At 71.0% G+C, this 17,039-nt stretch carries 15 protein-coding genes; 7 read left to right on the top strand and 8 right to left on the bottom strand.

The genetic code is table 11. The annotated features are described in order from the left end of the window. Positions 1–20 precede the first annotated feature (20 nt). Positions 21–1,610 carry a catalase gene (locus BLT59_RS11380; protein ID WP_091779539.1) on the bottom strand — a complete coding sequence of 530 codons (1,590 nt, stop codon included), beginning with the start codon at positions 1,608–1,610 and terminating at the stop codon, positions 21–23. Positions 1,611–1,743: 133 nt separating this feature from the next. Here BLT59_RS11380 and BLT59_RS11375 point away from each other — a divergent pair, with 133 nt between their 5' ends. The 5 genes from BLT59_RS11375 (at position 1,744) to ilvA (ending at position 7,384) form a co-directional block, all read left to right on the top strand. Next, complete coding sequence (locus BLT59_RS11375; protein WP_091779537.1) at positions 1,744–2,679, top strand: LysR substrate-binding domain-containing protein; 936 nt, start codon at positions 1,744–1,746, stop codon at positions 2,677–2,679. An 83-nt stretch (positions 2,680–2,762) separates the two neighbouring features. Continuing rightward, entirely contained in the window at positions 2,763–4,253 is a 1,491-nt protein-coding gene (locus BLT59_RS11370) for a lyase family protein (RefSeq protein ID WP_091779723.1), read from the top strand. A gap of 110 nt (positions 4,254–4,363) precedes the next feature. Beyond that, on the top strand, positions 4,364–5,422 hold the full coding sequence (locus BLT59_RS11365; RefSeq protein WP_091779534.1) for an AbrB family transcriptional regulator: 1,059 nt from the start codon (positions 4,364–4,366) through the stop codon (positions 5,420–5,422). Further along, positions 5,419–5,766 carry a diacylglycerol kinase gene (locus BLT59_RS11360; RefSeq protein WP_091779532.1) on the top strand — a complete coding sequence of 116 codons (348 nt, stop codon included), beginning with the start codon at positions 5,419–5,421 and terminating at the stop codon, positions 5,764–5,766. The genes BLT59_RS11365 and BLT59_RS11360 overlap by 4 nt, the downstream gene beginning before the upstream one ends. 1 nt (position 5,767) lies before the next feature. Then, complete coding sequence (gene ilvA, locus BLT59_RS11355) at positions 5,768–7,384, top strand: threonine ammonia-lyase, biosynthetic (RefSeq protein ID WP_348272286.1); 1,617 nt, start codon at positions 5,768–5,770, stop codon at positions 7,382–7,384. A gap of 156 nt (positions 7,385–7,540) precedes the next feature. Here ilvA and BLT59_RS11350 read toward each other — a convergent pair whose 3' ends face one another. The 3 genes from BLT59_RS11350 to BLT59_RS11340 form a co-directional block, all read right to left on the bottom strand. Continuing rightward, positions 7,541–8,200, bottom strand: coding sequence for an MgtC/SapB family protein (locus BLT59_RS11350; RefSeq protein ID WP_091779528.1), 660 nt, complete (start codon positions 8,198–8,200; stop codon positions 7,541–7,543). Between the two features lie 82 nt (positions 8,201–8,282). Then, positions 8,283–9,221, bottom strand: coding sequence for an EcsC family protein (locus tag BLT59_RS11345; protein ID WP_091779526.1), 939 nt, complete (start codon positions 9,219–9,221; stop codon positions 8,283–8,285). Positions 9,222–9,246: 25 nt separating this feature from the next. Beyond that, positions 9,247–10,638 carry an AmpG family muropeptide MFS transporter gene (locus BLT59_RS11340; RefSeq protein ID WP_091779524.1) on the bottom strand — a complete coding sequence of 464 codons (1,392 nt, stop codon included), beginning with the start codon at positions 10,636–10,638 and terminating at the stop codon, positions 9,247–9,249. A 218-nt stretch (positions 10,639–10,856) separates the two neighbouring features. Here BLT59_RS11340 and BLT59_RS11335 point away from each other — a divergent pair, with 218 nt between their 5' ends. Together BLT59_RS11335 and BLT59_RS11330 are read left to right on the top strand one after the other, a co-directional pair. Continuing rightward, the gene (locus tag BLT59_RS11335) at positions 10,857–11,918 is read left to right on the top strand and encodes a histidine kinase dimerization/phosphoacceptor domain -containing protein (protein WP_280141049.1); all 1,062 of its coding nucleotides are present in this window, start codon (positions 10,857–10,859) and stop codon (positions 11,916–11,918) included. Between the two features lie 57 nt (positions 11,919–11,975). Further along, on the top strand, positions 11,976–12,413 hold the full coding sequence (locus BLT59_RS11330) for a response regulator (protein ID WP_091779520.1): 438 nt from the start codon (positions 11,976–11,978) through the stop codon (positions 12,411–12,413). Between the two features lie 40 nt (positions 12,414–12,453). Here BLT59_RS11330 and mutS read toward each other — a convergent pair whose 3' ends face one another. From mutS to BLT59_RS11310, 4 genes are all read right to left on the bottom strand, one after another. After that, the gene (gene mutS, locus BLT59_RS11325; RefSeq protein ID WP_091779518.1) at positions 12,454–15,171 is read right to left on the bottom strand and encodes a DNA mismatch repair protein MutS; all 2,718 of its coding nucleotides are present in this window, start codon (positions 15,169–15,171) and stop codon (positions 12,454–12,456) included. A 144-nt stretch (positions 15,172–15,315) separates the two neighbouring features. Further along, complete coding sequence (locus BLT59_RS11320) at positions 15,316–15,624, bottom strand: hypothetical protein (RefSeq protein ID WP_091779516.1); 309 nt, start codon at positions 15,622–15,624, stop codon at positions 15,316–15,318. A gap of 250 nt (positions 15,625–15,874) precedes the next feature. After that, the gene (locus tag BLT59_RS11315) at positions 15,875–16,732 is read right to left on the bottom strand and encodes an alpha/beta fold hydrolase (protein ID WP_091779513.1); all 858 of its coding nucleotides are present in this window, start codon (positions 16,730–16,732) and stop codon (positions 15,875–15,877) included. Positions 16,733–16,801: 69 nt separating this feature from the next. Further along, complete coding sequence (locus BLT59_RS11310) at positions 16,802–16,999, bottom strand: hypothetical protein (protein WP_091779509.1); 198 nt, start codon at positions 16,997–16,999, stop codon at positions 16,802–16,804. Positions 17,000–17,039: the final 40 nt, after the last annotated feature.

The raw sequence follows: 17,039 nt of genomic DNA, 5'->3' as shown, positions 1-17,039 counted from the left end.
GTGGTCGCGACGCGCGCGGCTTACTCGGCGGCGACCCGGTGGGCCTGCGACCCGTCCGTGTAGGTCTCGGACTGCAGGCGCTTGCCCGGGGCGGCACGGCCCGGCAGCGGCGGCAGGGCCTTGGCCTTCTCCAGGTCGATCCCGGCGCCCTCTGCGACCCGGCGACCGTAATCCTCGTCGGCGTGCCAGAAGTGCCAGACCATCCGCAGCTGGATCGGCTCCGGGCACTGCTTCATGTCGGCCACGAGGTTGGCGATCAGGTCCTCGCGCTCCCAATCCTCGAAGGAGCGGTAGCGCACGCCGGCCTGCGTGTAGTCGTCCTCGGTGCGCGAGGTCTGGTAGCGGCCGAGATTGCCCTGGACCGACTGGTGATAGTCCTTGGCGGGCTTCGGCGCCTCCCGCAGGCCTTCGGCCAGGGTGGAGGGCTCGTAGTTGATGTGCTTGTTCGGGCCGGTGCCGTCGACACCGTAGGTCATCTGCCCGTCCCGTTGGTTCGAATAGACCTTCACGCCGGGCTGCGGCGCGTTGATCGGCAGCTGCAGGTAGTTGGCGCCGACGCGGTAGCGCTGGGTGTCCGAGTAGGACAGCGTCCGGCCCTGCAGCATCTTGTCGTCCGAGAAGTCGATGCCGTCGACCAGAACGCCGGTGCCGAAGGCCGACTGCTCGACCTCAGCGAAGAAGTTGTCCGGCACGCGGTCGAGCACCATCCGGCCGCAGGGCAGGAGCGGGAACTGGTCCACCGGCCACAGCTTCGTGTCGTCCAGCGGGTCGAAGGAGAGGTGGTCGTTCGGGCCGTCCGGCATGATCTGCACGGCGAATTCCCACTCGGGGAAATTGCCGGCCTTGATGTTGTCGTACAGGTCGCGGGTCGCGTGGCCGACATCCTTGGCCTGGATCTCGGAAGCCTGCTGCGAGGTCAGGTTCCGGACGCCCTGCTTGGGGATCCAGTGGAACTTGCAGAGCACCGCCTCGCCCTGGTCGTTGACCAGCTTGTAGGTGTTGACGCCCGAGCCTTCCATCTCGCGGTAGTTGGCCGGGATGCCCCAGGGCGACTTCAAGTGCGTCACCATGTGGATCGCTTCGGGGTGCTGGGCCACGAAGTCGAAGAAGCGCCACGCCTCCTGGCGGTTCGTCACCGGATCCGGCTTGAACGCGTGGATCATGTCGGGGAACTTGATCGCGTCGCGGATGAAGAAGACCTTGAGGTTGTTGCCCACGAGGTCCCAGTTGCCGTCGACGGTCTTGAACTTCACCGCGAAGCCGCGCGGGTCGCGCTCGGTTTCCGGGCTCTCCTTCGCGCCGGCGACGGTGGAGAAGCGCACGAACATCGGCGTCTTCACGCCGGTCTCGTTCAGAACGCGGGCGCGGGTGTACTTGGAGGCCGGCTCGTCGCCGATCTTGCCGTAGGCCTCGAACCAGCCATGGGCACCGGCGCCGCGGGCGTGGACGACCCGCTCCGGGATCCGCTCGCGATCGAAATGCGTGATCTTCTCGATGAACTGGTAGTTCTCGAGCGTCGCCGGGCCGCGCTCACCGACCGTGCGGGTGCTCTGGTTGTCGCGGACCGGATGGCCCTGGCGGGTGGTCAGGATCGGGCGTTGATCGCTCATGCGTACCGTCTCTCCGTTCTGCGAAGGCTCTCGGCGGCCGAGACCAGCCTGGAACCGTTCTGGTGAAAGGTTATGACCCCGGCGGGACCCAGAGGCAAATGCATCGTCACAAAGGTTCTGATAGACGCTGCCTATGAATCTGGCCGGCCTCTCGCTTCGGGATCTCGAATATGTCGTCGCGGTCGCCGACGAGGGGCATTTCGGCCGGGCCGCCGAGCGCTGTAATGTCAGCCAACCGACATTGAGCGTGCAGGTGCGTAAGCTGGAAACCGCGCTCGGCCTGACTTTGTTCGAGCGCTCGAACCGCCGGGTCCTGCTCACCGAGGCCGGGCAGGCGATCGTGCGGCAGGCGCGGGTGGTGCTCGCGGAGGCGCATCGGCTGCTGGCGCTCGCCAGCGAGGGCCGCGGCTCGCCGCTGACCGGGCGGCTCGTCCTGGCGGCGATCCAGACGCTCGGCCCCTACTTCTTCCCGCTGGTGCTGCGGCCGCTGCGCGAGCAGTACCCGCTGCTGATGCTGTCGCTGTCGGAATCGCGAACCGCCGACATCGTCGAGGGCCTGCGCGACGGCCGCGTCGACGCGGCCCTGGTGTCGCTGCCGCTGCCGTCCGGCGGGTTCGCGGTCTCGCCGCTCTTCGTCGAGCCGTTCTGGCTCGCCTGCCCGTCCGAGCACGCCCTCGCCCGGGGCGGCGCGCTCTCGGCCGCCGAGATCGCGGGGCCGGACCTCCTGCTGCTCGACGAAGGCAATTGCCTGCGCGACCAGACGATCGCGGCCTGCGGCGCCGGCTCCTCGGTCGGCCGCCACGCCACCAGCCTGGAGACGCTCCGCTCGATGGTGGCCGCCGGCGCCGGATACACACTGCTTCCGGCCCTCGCGGTGCCCGCCAATCCCGATCCCAGCGGCCTGACGGTCACCCGGGCGTTCGATGTCGACGGTCCCGGTCGGACGATCGCGCTGGTCTGGCGGGCGAGCGATCCCCGCGCCGCGGGACTGGCGAGCCTCGCCGCCTTCTTCCGGGCGCACGCGCCGCCCGGCACCACGGCCTACCGGGGCGACGACGCGGCGGGGTGAGGCGCTCGCGTCATCAGGTCGTGATGCGGACGGACGCGCCCGGCGGGTCTATCAGGATGGGTCAGGACATGGGGAGCTGGCCGATGCGGCGCAGGATGATCTGGGGGGCTCTGGCGCTGCTGGCCCCCGTCGGCGCCCGCGCCGCGCCGACCGACAGCTTCGCGCGGATCGATCAGATCGACCGGGCCTCCCTGGTGATGAGCGTGGAGACCGGCATCGTCCCGCGTCCTCTGGCCGCGACCATCGCCCGCGCCCTCGACCAGGTCGCCGCCGACGCCGCCAAGCCGGGTGCGGAACGGCCGGACGACTACCTCCGGATCGAGCCGCTGATCACCGCCATTGCCGGCCCCGACGCCACCCGGATGCATTCGGGTCGCAGCCGCCAGGACATCATCCCGACCGTCCTGAAGCTCGAGCAGCGCGACCGCCTCCTCGCCCTCGCCGCGGCGCTGAACGCGACCCGGGCCGCCCTGCTGGCGGTCGCCGAACGCGAGGCCGACACGATCGTCCCGGCCTATACCAACGGCGTCCAGGCCCAGCCGACGACGCTCGGCCACCTCTATCTGGGCTACGCGGCCGTGCTCGCCCGCGACGCGGATCGCCTGCGGGAGGACTGGGCGCGGCTGAACCTGTCGCCGCTGGGCGCGGCCGCCCTCGGGACGTCGAGCTTCCCGGTGGACCGCAACCGGCTGGCGGCGCTGCTCGGCTTCGACGGGCCCGTCGAGAACAGCTACGATGCCGGCCAGCTCGCGCCCATGGATCTCGGCCTGGAGCTGACCGGTCTGGCCGGCAACCTCGCCACAATCGCCGGCAGCTTCGCGCAGGACCTCTACGCTCAGTATCACCAGACGCGGCCGTGGATCCTGCTTCGGGAGGGCGCGCTGACCGGACCGAGCAGCATCATGCCGCAGAAGCGCAATCCCGTGGCGCTCTATGCCCTGCGCATGAAGGCCAGCGACGTGGTCGGCGCTGCGCAGGCCTTCGTCATCATGGCCCACAACGTCGAGTCCGGGATGCCGGACTACAAGCGCAACCAGGACGAGCCGCCGGGGCGGACGCTCGCCGAGGCCGCCGAGATGTGCCGGCGCTGGACCCGCGTCCTCGACGGGCTGGTCGTGGACCGGGCGCGCGCCGCCGACGAGGTCGCGGCGGATTACGCGACCACGACCGAACTCGCCGACACGCTCCAGCGCGAGGCGGACGTGCCGTTCCGGCTCGGCCACCACTTCGCGTCGGAACTCGTGAGCTACGGCCGCGGCCACGATCTGCGCCCGGCCGATATGCCCTTCGCGGAGGTGCGGCGGATCTACGCCGAGGCCGCCGCCGGGTCGGGGTTGAAGCCGGACCTGCCCCTCGACGAGGCCCGCTTCCGGGCGGCTCTGTCGGCGCGGGGCATGATCGACGCCGCCAAGGGGCTCGGCGGACCGCAACCCGCGGAGGTCCGGCGCATGCTGGCCGGCGCCCGGGACCGGCTGACGGCCGACCGCACATGGCTCGACGCCCGCCGCCAGGGGCTGGACGAGGCCCGGGCGCGCCTCGACGCCGCCTTCGCGGCCCTGACGCGCGAGCCCTGATCCCGGCGCGGGGGCGCCGTGCCGAAACTCTGCCGTGACAGGGCCAATATTGCGGTATAGCGCGCGCCTGACGCCTGCCGGCTCGTGCGGGCCGCTTCCGATCGGTTGCCTTGCCCCCTCTCCGCACAATCGGCCTCTGGGCCGCCCTCGCCGCCGCGTCCGCACTCATCTCGTATGGCCTCATGCGCGCGCAGTTTCCGGCCGCGCTGCTGCTCGGGCCGATGATCGCGGCCATCGCCTTCGGTGTCGGCGGCTCGCGCCTGCGCGTCCCCCGGTCCGCCTTCCAGGCCTCGCAGGCGGCGATCGGCTGCCTCGTGGCGCACGCGGTCACCGGGCAGATCGCCCAGACCCTGCTGGCGGACGGGCCGCTCATCGTCGCCGTCGTGCTGGTGACCGTCGCGGTCAGCGGGCTCGTCGGCTGGATCCTGACCCGCCTGCGCGTGCTCCCCGGGACCACGGCGGCCTGGGGCTCCTCCCCCGGCGGCGCCTCCGCCATGGTCGCCATGGCGGAGGATTTCGGCGCCGATCCGCGGCTCGTGGCCTTCATGCAGTATGTCCGCGTCGCCGCGGTGGTGTTCTCGGCGTCGCTGGCCGCCCGTTTCCTGATGGAAACCCCGGTTCCGGGAGCGTCGGCCGGCGTCGGTGAGGTGACCGGTCCGCTCTCCCTGCTCGCGACGCTCGCCGTCGCCGTCGTGGGTGCGGGCGCGGCGCTCGCCCTGCGTGTCCCGGCCGGCGCGCAGGTCGGCCCGATGGTGCTCGGCAGCCTGCTCCACGCCACCGGGCTCGTCCGCATGGCGCTGCCGGTGCCGATCCTCGAACTCGCCTATGCCTGCATCGGCATCTATGTCGGCCTGCGGTTCACCCGTGAGACGCTGCGCCTGACCGTCACGGCCCTGCCCGGCATCCTGGCGGCGACCTTCTCGGTCATCACCCTGTGCGCGGCCTGGGGCTGGGGCCTGACCCTGCTTCTGCCGATCGACCTCCTCACCGCGGTGCTGGCCACGAGCCCCGGCGGCCTCGATTCGGTGGCGATCATCGCGGTCGGCTCGAAGGCCGACGTCTCCTTCGTGCTGGCGGTCCAGACCCTGCGCCTGTTCGTGGTTCTGCTCACCGGCCCGCTGCTCGCCAAGTGGATCAGCCGGTCCGTGCCGGAGACGGCCATCCGATGAACGCCCTGGTTCTCGCCTTCCTGAATTCCTGGCGCGGCCTGCGCCACGGCGCGCGCACCGAGCGGGCCGTGCGGCAGGAACTCGTGCTCCTGGCCCTGGGCGTGCCGGTCGCCCTCTTCCTCGGCGCGACGCTCTGGGTGCGCGTCGCCCTGATGGGCAGCCTGCTGCTGATGCTGGCCGCCGAGTTCCTCAACACCGCCGTCGAGAAGCTCTGCGACCATGTCCACCCGGGTCATCATCCGATGATCGGCACCGTGAAGGACCTCGCCTCCGCCGGCACCTTCATGGCGCAGATGGCGGCCCTGCTCGTCTGGGTGGCGGCGCTGGTCGAGCGGCTGGGCTGATCTGCCTCGCGCCGGGCGCGCTCGCATCCGCGGGCCGGAGGGTCTATCTGGCCGGCATAGCCCTGCACATCGGCCGAGACTCCACACCGTGACGGACTACATCCGCAAGATCCTCACCGCCCGCGTCTACGACGTGGCGATCGAGAGCCCACTCGATCCGATGCCGCGCCTGACGCAGCGGCTCGGCCGGCCGGTTCTGCTGAAGCGCGAGGATCTCCAGCCGGTCTTCTCGTTCAAGCTGCGCGGTGCCTACAACAAGATGTCGGGCCTGAGCCCCGACCAGATCGCCCGCGGCGTCGTCTGCGCGTCCGCCGGAAACCACGCGCAGGGCGTGGCGCTCGCCGCCGCCAAGCTCGGCGCGCGCGCCGTCATCGTGATGCCGCGCACCACCCCGTCGATCAAGGTCGATGCCTGCCGGGCTCGCGGCGCCGAGGTGGTGCTGCACGGCGACGCCTTCGATGAGGCACTCGCGCAGGCGAAGATCCTCGAGGCCGAGCAGGGCCTGACCTTCCTGCACCCGTTCGACGATCCCGACGTGATCGCCGGCCAGGGGACCATCGGCAAGGAGATCCTGGAGCAGCATACCGGGCCGATCGAGGCGATCTTCGTGCCGGTCGGCGGCGGCGGTCTGGCCGCCGGGATCGCCACCTTCGTGAAATACCTTCGGCCGGGCACCAAGGTGATCGGCGTCGAGCCCGAGGACGCCGCCTGCATGGCAGCGGCGCTGGCGGCCGGCACCCGGGTCAGCCTGCCCAGCGTCGGCCTGTTCGCCGACGGCGTCGCCGTGCGTCAGGCCGGCGAGGAGACGTTCCGGCTCTGCCGCGAACACCTCGACGAGGTCATCACCGTCGACACCGACGCCATGTGCGCCGCGATCAAGGACATCTTCGACGACACCCGCGCGGTGTCGGAGCCCTCCGGGGCGCTGAGCCTGGCCGGCGCCAAGCTCTACGCCGAGCGCGAGGGCGGGGACGGCACGCTGATCGCCATCTCGTCGGGGGCGAACCTGAATTTCGACCGCCTGCGCCATATCGCCGAGCGTGCCGAGATCGGCGAGCAGCGCGAGGTCCTGATCGGCGTGACCATCCCCGAGCGCCCCGGCGCCTATCGCGCCTTCATCAACGCCCTCGGACCGCGGGCCATCACGGAGTTCAACTACCGCCACGCGCCGGGATCCGAGGCCCAGATCTTCGTCGGCATCAACATCACCGGCGGCAAGCGCGAGAAGCAGGCGCTGATCGGCTCGCTGCGGGAGGCCGGCTATCGGGTCCTCGACATGAGCGACAACGAGATGGCCAAGGTCCATGTCCGCTACATGGTCGGCGGACGCGCCGTCGGCGTCGCCCATGAGCGGCTGTTCCGCTTCCAGTTCCCGGAGCGGCCGGGCGCGCTGATGAAGTTTCTCGATGCCCTCGGGCCGGATTTCGACATCACGCTGTTTCATTACCGCAATCACGGCGCCGATTACGGCCGGGTGCTCGCCGGCATCGCGGTGCCGCCGGCCGGGCGCGCGCGGTTCGACGCCGTCATCGAGGCGCTCGGCTATCCGGCTACCGACGAGACCGAGAACCCGGCCTACCGCCTGTTCCTCGACGGCGAGGGCGCCGGGGCGGCGTGATCAGCCATCGGCCCGGACGGTCCGCAATCGAAGATTTCGGCTCCGTCTGAGCGAGCCGGGGCGCAGCCATCCGGCCGCGCCACACCCGCCAGCATCGCGCTGCCCTGGCTCACTGCGCGGCGCCCGCCATGACGGAGGGTGCTGCGCCGGACGCCGTCATTCCTCGGCCACTTCCACCGCGGTGACATCGGGCATCGCCCGGAGCTTCGCCGCGATCGCCTCGAAGCTCGTCCGGGACAGGCGCACGAACGTGATCGTCACCTCGTCGTGGTCCGGGTCAGGGCCCGGATGGACCTTGAAGGTCCGGACCCGCGAGGCGCGCTCGCCGGTCGCTGCCTGCAGGGTATCGATCGAGATCGTTCCCGTCCGGGCGGTCAGCCGCAGTGTCTGGGCCCGCATCCGGTCGCGCCAGCGCTCCTCGAACGGCTTCACCCCGGCCAGGATGCCGACGATGAGCGCCGTCGCGGCCAGGGCGGGCACGTAGAGGCCGCTGCCGATCGCCAGCCCGATCGCCGCAACGCCCCAGAGACTGGCCGCCGTGGTGAGGCCCTTCACCACCTCGCCGCGCAGCAGGATCGTCCCCGCGCCCAGGAAGCCGATGCCGGAGACCACCTGCGCGGCGATACGGGAGGGGTCGAGCACGACGTGTGCGGTGCCCAGCACGTCGGAGAAGCCGAAGGCCGAGACCAGCATGATCAGGCAGGAGCCGACGCAGACCAGCATGTGGGTCCGCAGGCCGGCCGCCCAGAGCAGGCGCTCCCGCTCCAGCCCGATGACGCTCCCGAACAGGGCCGCCAGCGCCAGCCGGGCCACCATCTCGCCGTTGCCGATCAGGATCGCCTCCTTCCCTCCGCCCCGCGCGGATGGGGCGGATCCTTGCGGCTTAACCGGGGGCGGATCAAGCGATCCCGAGCGCCGCCTTCTCGACCTCGTAGGCGGCCCGCACGGCGGCGGCCCCGTAGGAGCGCTCCAGGCGCCGGACGGTGAAATGCGCGCGTGCGGTCGACTGGAAGTGGTTCATGAAGGCCGTGTTGACCGCGGCCCCACCGAAGGCGCCGAGGACCGGGACCGCCTGCGCGGCGACCTTCTGGGAGACCACCAGACCGAAGCGCGCGGCGATCTGCGCGGTGAAGCGGATCAGCGCGGGGGCCGATTGGTCGAGGAGCGTCTTGCTGCCGGCATACCGGGCGGCTTCCGACAGGGTCTTGGCCAGGGCGGCGCGGACGGCGAAATAGCCGCTCTCCGTGAGCGCCGCGCCAGCCTCGGTCTCGGCCGCGGTCCGGCCGCCGAGGGCGAAGACCTGCACGCAGGCGAGCGCCCCCTCGGGGGTCTCCAGATCCTCACCCTCCGCCCGGGCGATCTCGGCGATCGAGCGCAGCATCAGCGTGGTCGAGACCGGGAGCTCCACCGCCAGCGTCGCGAGCCCGAACGCGCCGCCGACCGCGCCCGAGAGCGCCGCCATCGCCTTGTGCTTGGCGTCGCCCGAGCCGAGCAGCCGCGCGATCCGGCCCTCGGCCTTCGCGGCGACCGCGCCCAGGCCGTCACGCTCGGCCGCGACGACTTCCTTGCGCGGCAGCGTCGCCAGCGCGACGTGGAGCGCGCCCCGCATGGCCGCCTCGGTGCTGCGGCTGACGGCCTCGGTGACCGGCGCCGGCAGCGACCGGCCGATGATGTCGAGGGGGGCGCCGGCCGCCGCGGAGAGCCGTGCCGCCAGGCTCGGACGCTCCAGCACCTGCACCGCGCGGCGCAGGGCGGCCAGGTCCGCGTCGCTCAGCACCGTCTCTGGAGTCGCCGCCGGCAGCGTCTCGCCGGCGAGGGTGAGGTCGCTCGTGCTCATCCGATGATCCCTGGATCTGTCCCGCTCACGCCGCTCCCGTGGCGCGCGCCGTGGTAGGAAGCTCGCCCCCCGGGATGCGGTTCCCCGCCTCGTGCCCGTCTCGCGCCGGCGCCGCGGCCGCCGTCTCCGCCTGCCCGCTGCGCCGTCCGACCGCGACGCAGAGGATCAGGACCGGGATGCCCACGAGGGAGGTCATGACGAAGAAGGCCGGATAGCCGATCGCCGCGACCACGAAGCCCGACGAGCCCGCGATCAGCTTGCCCGGCAGCGCGTAGAGCGAGGAGAACAGTGCGTATTGCGTCGCCGCGTAGGCCGGGCTGGTGAGGCTCGACATGTAGGCGATCAGCACGATGCCGGCAAAGGAGCCGCAGAAATTCTCGACGGAGATGGCGACCGTCAGGCGCCACAGCTCGGGCGCGCCGGCCGCCAGCCACGCGAAGGCGAGGTGCGAGGAGGCGGCCAGGAAGGCGCCCAGCAGCAGCGTCGGGAACAGGCCGAGCCGGGCGAGCGCCCAGCCGCCCGCGAAGCCGCCCGCGATGCCGACCCAGATGCCGTAGAGCTTGGTGACGGTGGCGATCTCCTTGAGGTCGAAGCCCAGCGTCCGGTAGAGCGGGCTCGCCATCACGCCGGACAGGAAGTCGGGCAGCCGGAACAGGGCTACGAGCAGGAGGATGCCCCAGAGGGCGCCGCCGAACCGGCTGTACAGTTCGGTGAGCGGCTCCAGCACGGCGCGGCGCATCGACCAGAAGCGGGACCGGCCGGGCGTCTCGGCCTGAACCGCGCGCGGCCTGTCGAAGGCCGGGGCCAGCAGGGCCGCGATCATCCCGACCAGCATGAGCGCGGCCATGATCAGGTAGGCCAGCGTCCAGCCGCCGGACGCGGCGATGAACAGCGCGCCCGCGCCGGCCGTGATCAGGCCGAGGCGGTAGCCGAGATTCGAGGTCGCCGCCAGGATGCCCTGGAAGTCGCTGCCGGCGGCGTCGATGCGCCAGCCGTCGATCACCACGTCCTGGCTGGCCGCGCAGAAGGCCACCAGGAAGGCCCCGAGGCCCAGGAGCGCGAGGTTGGTCTTCGGGTCCGAGAAGGCCATCAGGATCAGGCACAGCGCGACGGCCGCCTGCGTGGTCACCATCCAGGCCCGCCGGCGCCCGAGCCGGGCGCTCAGGACCGGCACGTTCAGCCGGTCGATCGCGGGGGCCCAGAGGAACTTCAGCGAGTAGGGCAGCGCCACGTAGCTGAACAGGCCGATCGCCCGCACGTCGATATCCGAGAAGGCGAGGCGGAGCGTGAAGGTCCCCAGCACCAGGAGCAGCGGCAGGCCCGAGGAGAATCCGAGCGCCAGCATGAGCACGATCCGCCGGTCCTCGACGATGTCGCGGAGCCGGAAGCGACGCATCGCCTGTGGCTGGTTCGCCATGGCATGGAACTCCTGAGCCTTCGTGGCCTTGATCTCGCGAAATCGTGGCAGCCTTACGCCGCACCGGTTTTCGTTGGATCGTGCTGTCTTGCGCCCCAATCTTGGTAGAAACTTGCTTAACGCGGTCTCCACGTTCCGCGGTCGGAGCGCGATGGTGGCGCCGCCGGACGGACGGATGCACCGCCTGATTGTGGAATGATGCGTTGAGTGTCCGATCCGTGTCCGGTCCGCCCCTCGCGACGCTCGTCGACGCCTTCGCGTCCAGCCCGTCGCCGATGGTCATCACTGATGCCCGCGCCCCCGACAACCCGATTGCCTGGGCGAACGTCGCGTTCCTGAACGCGACCGGCTATGCCGCCGACGAGATCGTCGGGCGCAACTGCCGGATGCTGCAGGGGCCGGGAACGGACCGGTCGACGGTGCAGCGCATCCGCGCGGCGGTCGAGGCCGCCGAGCCGATCTCGGTGGAACTGCTCAACTACCGCAAGGACGGGACGGCCTTCTGGAACGCGATGACGATCACCCCGGTGCGCGATGCCGAGGGCCTGGCCTATTTTTACGCCGCTCAGGCGGACATGACCCATGTCCACCAGATGGAAGTGTCGATGCGCGGCACCAACGACGAGCTGGAGCGCCTCGTCCAGGCCCGGACCCACGACCTGACCACGGCCCTGGAGCAGAAGACCGCCCTGCTCCACGAGGTCGACCACCGGGTGAAGAACAATCTTCAGGTGATCTCCTCGCTGATGCTGCTGAAGGCCCGGCGCACGCCGGAGGGCGAGGCGCGGGACGCGCTGCAGAGCATGGCGGAGCGGATCGGCGCGCTGTCGACGGCGCACAGGATGCTCTATTCCGAGGGGGATTGTACGCATTTCAACCTCGGCGATTTCGCGGACGAGTTCCTGGCGGACATGAATGCCGGCCTCGACCCGGAGCGGCGCCGGGTGGAGGCCGATGTCGAGCCGATCGCGTTGACCGCCGCGATGGCGGCACCCCTGGCGCTGCTGATCCACGAACTCACGGCCAATGCGCTGCGGCACGCCTTCCCGGGCGAGCGGGAGGGACGCGTCTCGATCACCGCCCGCCGAACCGATGCCGGCATGCGCATGACGATCCGCGACGACGGCGTCGGGGTCGCCGCAGCGTCCCCCAATCCGGCTGGCTTCGGGCGCAATCTCGTGGAGATGGTGGTTCGGCAGATGCGCGGGACGATCGCCTGGACGGATGCCAGTCCGGGCACGACCGTCGAGATCCAGATCCCGATTCGGCAGCCGGCTTGAGAAATCGACGTTGAGGCCGCAAGCTCGGTGGCCTCGGGGCGGGAGGACGAAGAACGCATGGGGACCGGGAATGCCGACGCGGACGCCGTGCTCCGCATCCTCGTGGTGGAAGACGAGGCCCTGATCGCCCTCGAACTCGAATGTCTGCTGGATGATCTCGGGCATGTCACGGTCGGCGTCGCCGGCAATGCCACCGAGGCGATCGCCATGGGCCGGTCGACCGCACCCGACGTGGCCCTCGTCGACATCCACCTCGTGGACGGCCCGACCGGCATCGAGGTCGCCCGCGCGCTCTCGGCCGACCGGCGCACCACCGTGGTGTTCATGACCGCCAACGCCAAGCGCATTCCGGCCGATTTCGCCGGCGCGATCGGGGTGATCGCGAAACCCTATTCCGAGCGCGTCGTGGCCAGCACCCTCGACTACGTGGCCGATCGCCGGGCCGGCCGCGACGGGCCGGCCTGTCCGGACGGATTCTGGCCCGCGCCCGTCTGAAGCGCTTCGGGCCAAGCCGCCACCGCGCGGCCTCGGGGTCTCAGCCCCGCGCCGCGCGCTCCCGCTTGAGCCGATAGAGCGCGTCCAGCGCCTCCCGGGGCGTCAGCGCGTCCGGATCGATGGCGTCGAGCATCGCGCCCAGCGGATCTTCCGGCGTCGGCTCCGGCGGCGGAGGTGGCGCGAGGGCGGCGAAGAGCGGCAGATCGTCGATCCGGGCGCGGGCCGGGCGCCCCCGCTCGGCCGTCTCGAGACTCTTGAGGATCGCGCCGGCCCGGGTCACGACGCTGCCGGGCAAACCGGCGAGCCGCGCCACCTGCAGGCCGTAGCTGCGATCGGCGACCCCCGGCACGACTTCGTGCAGGAACACGACTCCGTCCCGATGCTCGGCCACCTTCAGGGTCGCGTTCTCCAGCCGCGCCAGCCGGTCGCCGAGCGCGGTCAGCTCGTGGAAATGCGTGGCGAACAGCGCCCGGCAGGCATTGACCTCGTGGAGGTGCTCCAGGCAGGCCCAGGCGATCGACAGGCCGTCGAAGGTCGCGGTGCCGCGTCCGATCTCGTCCAGGATCACCAGGGAACGCCGCGTCGCCTGATTGAGGATCGCGGCGGTCTCGACCATCTCGACCATGAAGGTCGATTGCCCCCGGGCAAGGTCGTCGGCCGCGCCGACCCGCGAGAACAGGCGGTCGACACGGCCGATCCGCGCTTCGGCGGCCGGCACGAAGCCGCCCATCTGCGCGAGCACCGCGATCAGCGCGTTCTGGCGCAGGAAGGTCGACTTGCCGCCCATGTTGGGTCCGGTGATCAGCCGGATCCGGCCGCGTGTATCGCCGGAGAGGTCGCAATCATTGGCGATGAACGGCTCGCCCGCGCGCCGCAGGGCGGCTTCGACCACCGGATGGCGACCGCCGACGACGACGAAGCTCAAGGAATCGTCGACCACGGGCCGCCGCCAGTCGAGTTCGACGGCGAGGTCCGCATGGCTCGCCGCCACGTCGAGACCGGCCAGTGCCTCGGCCACCACGGCGATTGCCTCGGCCTGGGCGAGGATGCGGGCTGCGAGGTCGTCGAAGACGGCGGCCTCCAGGGCGAGCGCCCGGTCCGAGGCGCCCGAGATCTTCGATTCGAGTTCGCCCAGCTCGACGCTGGTGAAGCGCATGGCGTCCACCATGGTCTGGCGGTGGACGAACTCGCTCTGGAGGCCCTTCAGGCAGGCCTCGCCAACGGATTGCGGAACCTCGATGAAGTAGCCCAGCAGGTTGTTGTGCTTGATCCGCAGGGTCCGGCAGCCGGTTTGCTCGGCATAGCGCGCCTGCAGGGCGGCGATCACCTTGCGGGAATCCTGCCCCAGTGTTCGTGCCTCGTCGATTGCCGGATGATAGCCGGCGCGCACGAAGCCGCCGTCACGACGGCTGAGGGGCAGATCGTCGGCGAGCGCCGCCGCCAGGGTGGCGATGAGATCCGGATCGGCCTCGGCCAGATGCTCCGCCAGCCGGGCGAGATCCTCGGGCAGGTCCGGAATGGCGGTGAGGCGGGCGCCGAGATCCCTCGCCACGGCGAGGCCGTCACGGATCGCGGCGACGTCCCGGGGGCCCGCGCGGCCAAGGCCGGTCCGCGACAGAGCGCGGGCGAGGTCCGGCGCCCGGGCGAGGGCGTCGCGCAGGCCGCCGCGCAGGCGGGCGTCCTCCACCAGATGCGCCACGGCCGCATGTCGCCGGGCGATGGCGCCGAGGTTCGTGAGCGGGCCCGCGAGGTGCTCGGCCAAGAGCCGCGCGCCGTTCGCCGTCACGGTGCGGTCGATCGTCGCGAGCAGGCTCCCGGTCCGCTCTCCCGACAGGGTGCGGGTGAGTTCGAGATTGGCGCGCGTCGCCGCGTCGATCGCCAGGGTCGCGCCGCCGTCTTCGCGGGTCGGAACCGCCAGGGGCGGCCGGGCCGCGAGCTGCGTCCGGGCGATGTAGAGCAGCGCCGCCCCGGCCGCCGCGATCTCGGCCCGGGTGAACTGGCCGAATCCCTCCAGGGTCGTGACCCCGTACTGCTCGCGCAGGCGCCGTTCGGCGGCGGCCGGCTCCAGCTCCGCCTGGGCCAGGGGCACGATCGCGGCACGGCTCTCCTGCCAGATCCGCGCGAGGGCCGGATCGGCGTGGATCGCCTCGGAGAGGACGATCTCCCGCGGGTCGTGCCGGGCGATGGCACCCGACAGGTCACCGCCCGCGACCTCGCTCAGGGAGAAGCGCCCGGTGGAGATGTCGACGGCCGCCAGCCCATAGGCGACTGCCCCCTCCCCGGTTTTCCGGCGGCCGATCGCCAGGAGCAGGTTGGCGCGGGCCGGGTCGAGAAGTCTATCCTCCGTGATCGTACCGGGTGTGACCAGGCGCACGACCTCGCGGCGGACCACGGATTTCGGACCACGCTTCTTGGCCTCGGCCGGATCCTCGGTCTGCTCGCACACCGCGACCCGGTGGCCGAGGGCGATCAGGCGGTTGAGGTAATCGTCGGAGCGCTCGACCGGCACGCCGCACATCGGGATCTCGCTGCCCGCGTGCTTACCGCGCTTGGTCAGGACGATGCCGAGCGCCCGGGAGGCGATTTCCGCATCCTCGAAGAACAGCTCGTAGAAATCGCCCATCCGGTAGAACAGGAGGCAGTCCGGATTGGCGGCCTTGATCTCGATATACTGCGCCATCATCGGCGTCGCGCCGGCCGGGTCCAGGCCGGGCGTGGGCGTCGGGTCGGAGGCGGGGCGGGCGGCGGTTCGGGCCATGCCGCCTCTTAGCAGAGCGCCGCCGGCGAATCAGGCCGCGCGAGCCGACGCGCCTGGGGAGAAGACGGTTCGAAGGCGCATCGTCGGTGGATGGCGCCTGGATTCGACACACGCACAACACAGGATCCAGGCGCGGTCCGGACCTCAGTAGCGCGGGCCGCCGGTCGTGTTGCCGAGCTGCTGCTGGTAGCCCGGGCGCGACGGATTCCGGGCGTTCGGGTTTCCATGGCGCATCGTGTTCATGCGCCGCATCCGGCGCTCGTGGCGGGTCGAGTGATGGCGGTGCATCCGATGGTGCTGCATGCGGTGGTGGTGATGCATCGCCACGGTCTCGACCATGTCGGATCCGCCAAAGCCGGGCTGCGCCATCGCGGGCGCGGCCTCAGAGGCCACCGTTCCCGCCAGAAGGCCGCCGAAGACCACGCCCGCGGTCAAAAGAGAACGAAAAGACATCGTGGAGCAACTCCGATCCGCTCTTGTAAGTCACCAGGTAAGAAACTGATGCTCGTCATGTTCCGCATCAGAGAACGAAAAATATAGCGCGGTTCTCGGATCGAGAGCGGATTACCGGAGCTCCCCGCACGTACTCGGCCGCGCCGACGTTGGCACTGTCGGGGCTCATCCATGCATTAGACCTATACCTGCACCTCGTGCGCAGGGAACGTGCCCAGCGCTGCGCGTGATCTCCTGGGACCCCTGCGGCTCAGCGCAGGAAGGCGCGGAGTTCCGCGTTGACGGATGCGGGTTCCTCGTGCGCGAGCCAGTGGCTGGCCTGCTCGTACCAGCGGATCCGGCCGGCGTCGCAGATTGCGAGGCTCGCCTCCGCCAATCCGGGTTGCAGCGCGGTATCCCGCCGACCCCAGAGGATCAGCACCGGCACCCGGACCCGGGGCGGGCTCGCCCGCGGCAGCCGAACCAGCGCCCGGTACCAGTTGAGCATGCCGGTCATCGCGCCGGGCTGCAGCCAGGCCTCGACGTAGCGGTCGAGGTCGGCGCTCGTGAAGGCGCCGGGGCGGCTGGACGTCGTCAGCGCGCGGCGCAGGGCTCGGCCGCGATCCGCCGTGAGCAGTCGTTCGGGCAGGAGGGGGAGCTGGAACAGGCCGACATAGGTGCTGCGCAGCCATTGGCCGGGATGGTGCCGCATGTAGGCGCCCACCACGGCGGGGTGCGGCGCGTTGAGGATCGCCAGCCGGTCGACCCGGTCGGGGTTGCGGCTCGCGACCCACCACGCGACGAGGCCGCCCCAATCATGGCCGACCAGCCGCACCGTGGCGGCGCCGTAGGCGTCGGCCAGCGCCAGGACGTCGTCTGCCAGCCGGTCGAGGTGATAGGCGGCGATCCCGGCCGGCTTGTCGCTCAGCCCGTAGCCGCGCTGGTCCGGGACGATGACCCGCAGGCCGTCTTCGGCGAGCGGCCCGATCTGATGGCGCCAGCCGTACCAGAATTCCGGGAAGCCGTGCAGCAGGATAGTCGGTGGTCCCGTCTCCAAACCCGCCTCGGCCACGTGCAGGCTGACCTCCGGTAGCGCGACCCGGCGGAATCTCACGCCCGCGCCGTGCATCGCGTCTCCCACTTCGTCATGTCGATCTCCCACCGGCTGAGAACGCGTGCGCGCACGGGTCCGATCCGCTCAGAAGCCGAGCGTGGCGCAAGCGCCGGCTTCCGGAGAGAGCTGGTCTCGCAGGCGGTCCGGCGCCGTGCGCGTCCAGAGACACAGCAGCACGAAGGCGGCGCCGTGCAGCAGCGCTTGCGGTGCGGAGCGGTCGGCCGCGGCGTCCCGAACCTGCTCACGACCGGGGACGACGGGAGGCGTGGCGAGGTAGGTCATGGCTCTGATCTCCAAAGGTCGTCTGACAGACGTCTTGGGG

Source organism: Methylobacterium sp. UNC378MF, from assembly GCF_900103195.1.
Lineage (GTDB): Bacteria > Pseudomonadota > Alphaproteobacteria > Rhizobiales > Beijerinckiaceae > Methylobacterium.
Note: the sequence above shows the minus strand (reverse complement) of the source record. Positions and strands in the feature narration are given on the sequence as shown.

Excerpts from the sequence above, each read along its gene's own strand:
- BLT59_RS11380 (WP_091779539.1), bottom strand. The coding sequence starts at position 1,610 with ATGAGCGATCAACGCCCGATCCTGACCACCCGCCAGGGCCATCCGGTC.
- BLT59_RS11375 (WP_091779537.1), top strand. The coding sequence starts at position 1,744 with ATGAATCTGGCCGGCCTCTCGCTTCGGGATCTCGAATATGTCGTCGCG.
- BLT59_RS11370 (WP_091779723.1), top strand. The coding sequence starts at position 2,763 with ATGCGGCGCAGGATGATCTGGGGGGCTCTGGCGCTGCTGGCCCCCGTC.
- BLT59_RS11360 (WP_091779532.1), top strand. The coding sequence starts at position 5,419 with ATGAACGCCCTGGTTCTCGCCTTCCTGAATTCCTGGCGCGGCCTGCGC.
- BLT59_RS11350 (WP_091779528.1), bottom strand. The coding sequence starts at position 8,200 with ATGGTGGCCCGGCTGGCGCTGGCGGCCCTGTTCGGGAGCGTCATCGGG.
- BLT59_RS11345 (WP_091779526.1), bottom strand. The coding sequence starts at position 9,221 with ATGAGCACGAGCGACCTCACCCTCGCCGGCGAGACGCTGCCGGCGGCG.
- BLT59_RS11340 (WP_091779524.1), bottom strand. The coding sequence starts at position 10,638 with ATGGCGAACCAGCCACAGGCGATGCGTCGCTTCCGGCTCCGCGACATC.
- BLT59_RS11330 (WP_091779520.1), top strand. The coding sequence starts at position 11,976 with ATGGGGACCGGGAATGCCGACGCGGACGCCGTGCTCCGCATCCTCGTG.
- mutS (WP_091779518.1), bottom strand. The coding sequence starts at position 15,171 with ATGGCCCGAACCGCCGCCCGCCCCGCCTCCGACCCGACGCCCACGCCC.
- BLT59_RS11320 (WP_091779516.1), bottom strand. The coding sequence starts at position 15,624 with ATGTCTTTTCGTTCTCTTTTGACCGCGGGCGTGGTCTTCGGCGGCCTT.
- BLT59_RS11315 (WP_091779513.1), bottom strand. The coding sequence starts at position 16,732 with ATGCACGGCGCGGGCGTGAGATTCCGCCGGGTCGCGCTACCGGAGGTC.
- BLT59_RS11310 (WP_091779509.1), bottom strand. The coding sequence starts at position 16,999 with ATGACCTACCTCGCCACGCCTCCCGTCGTCCCCGGTCGTGAGCAGGTT.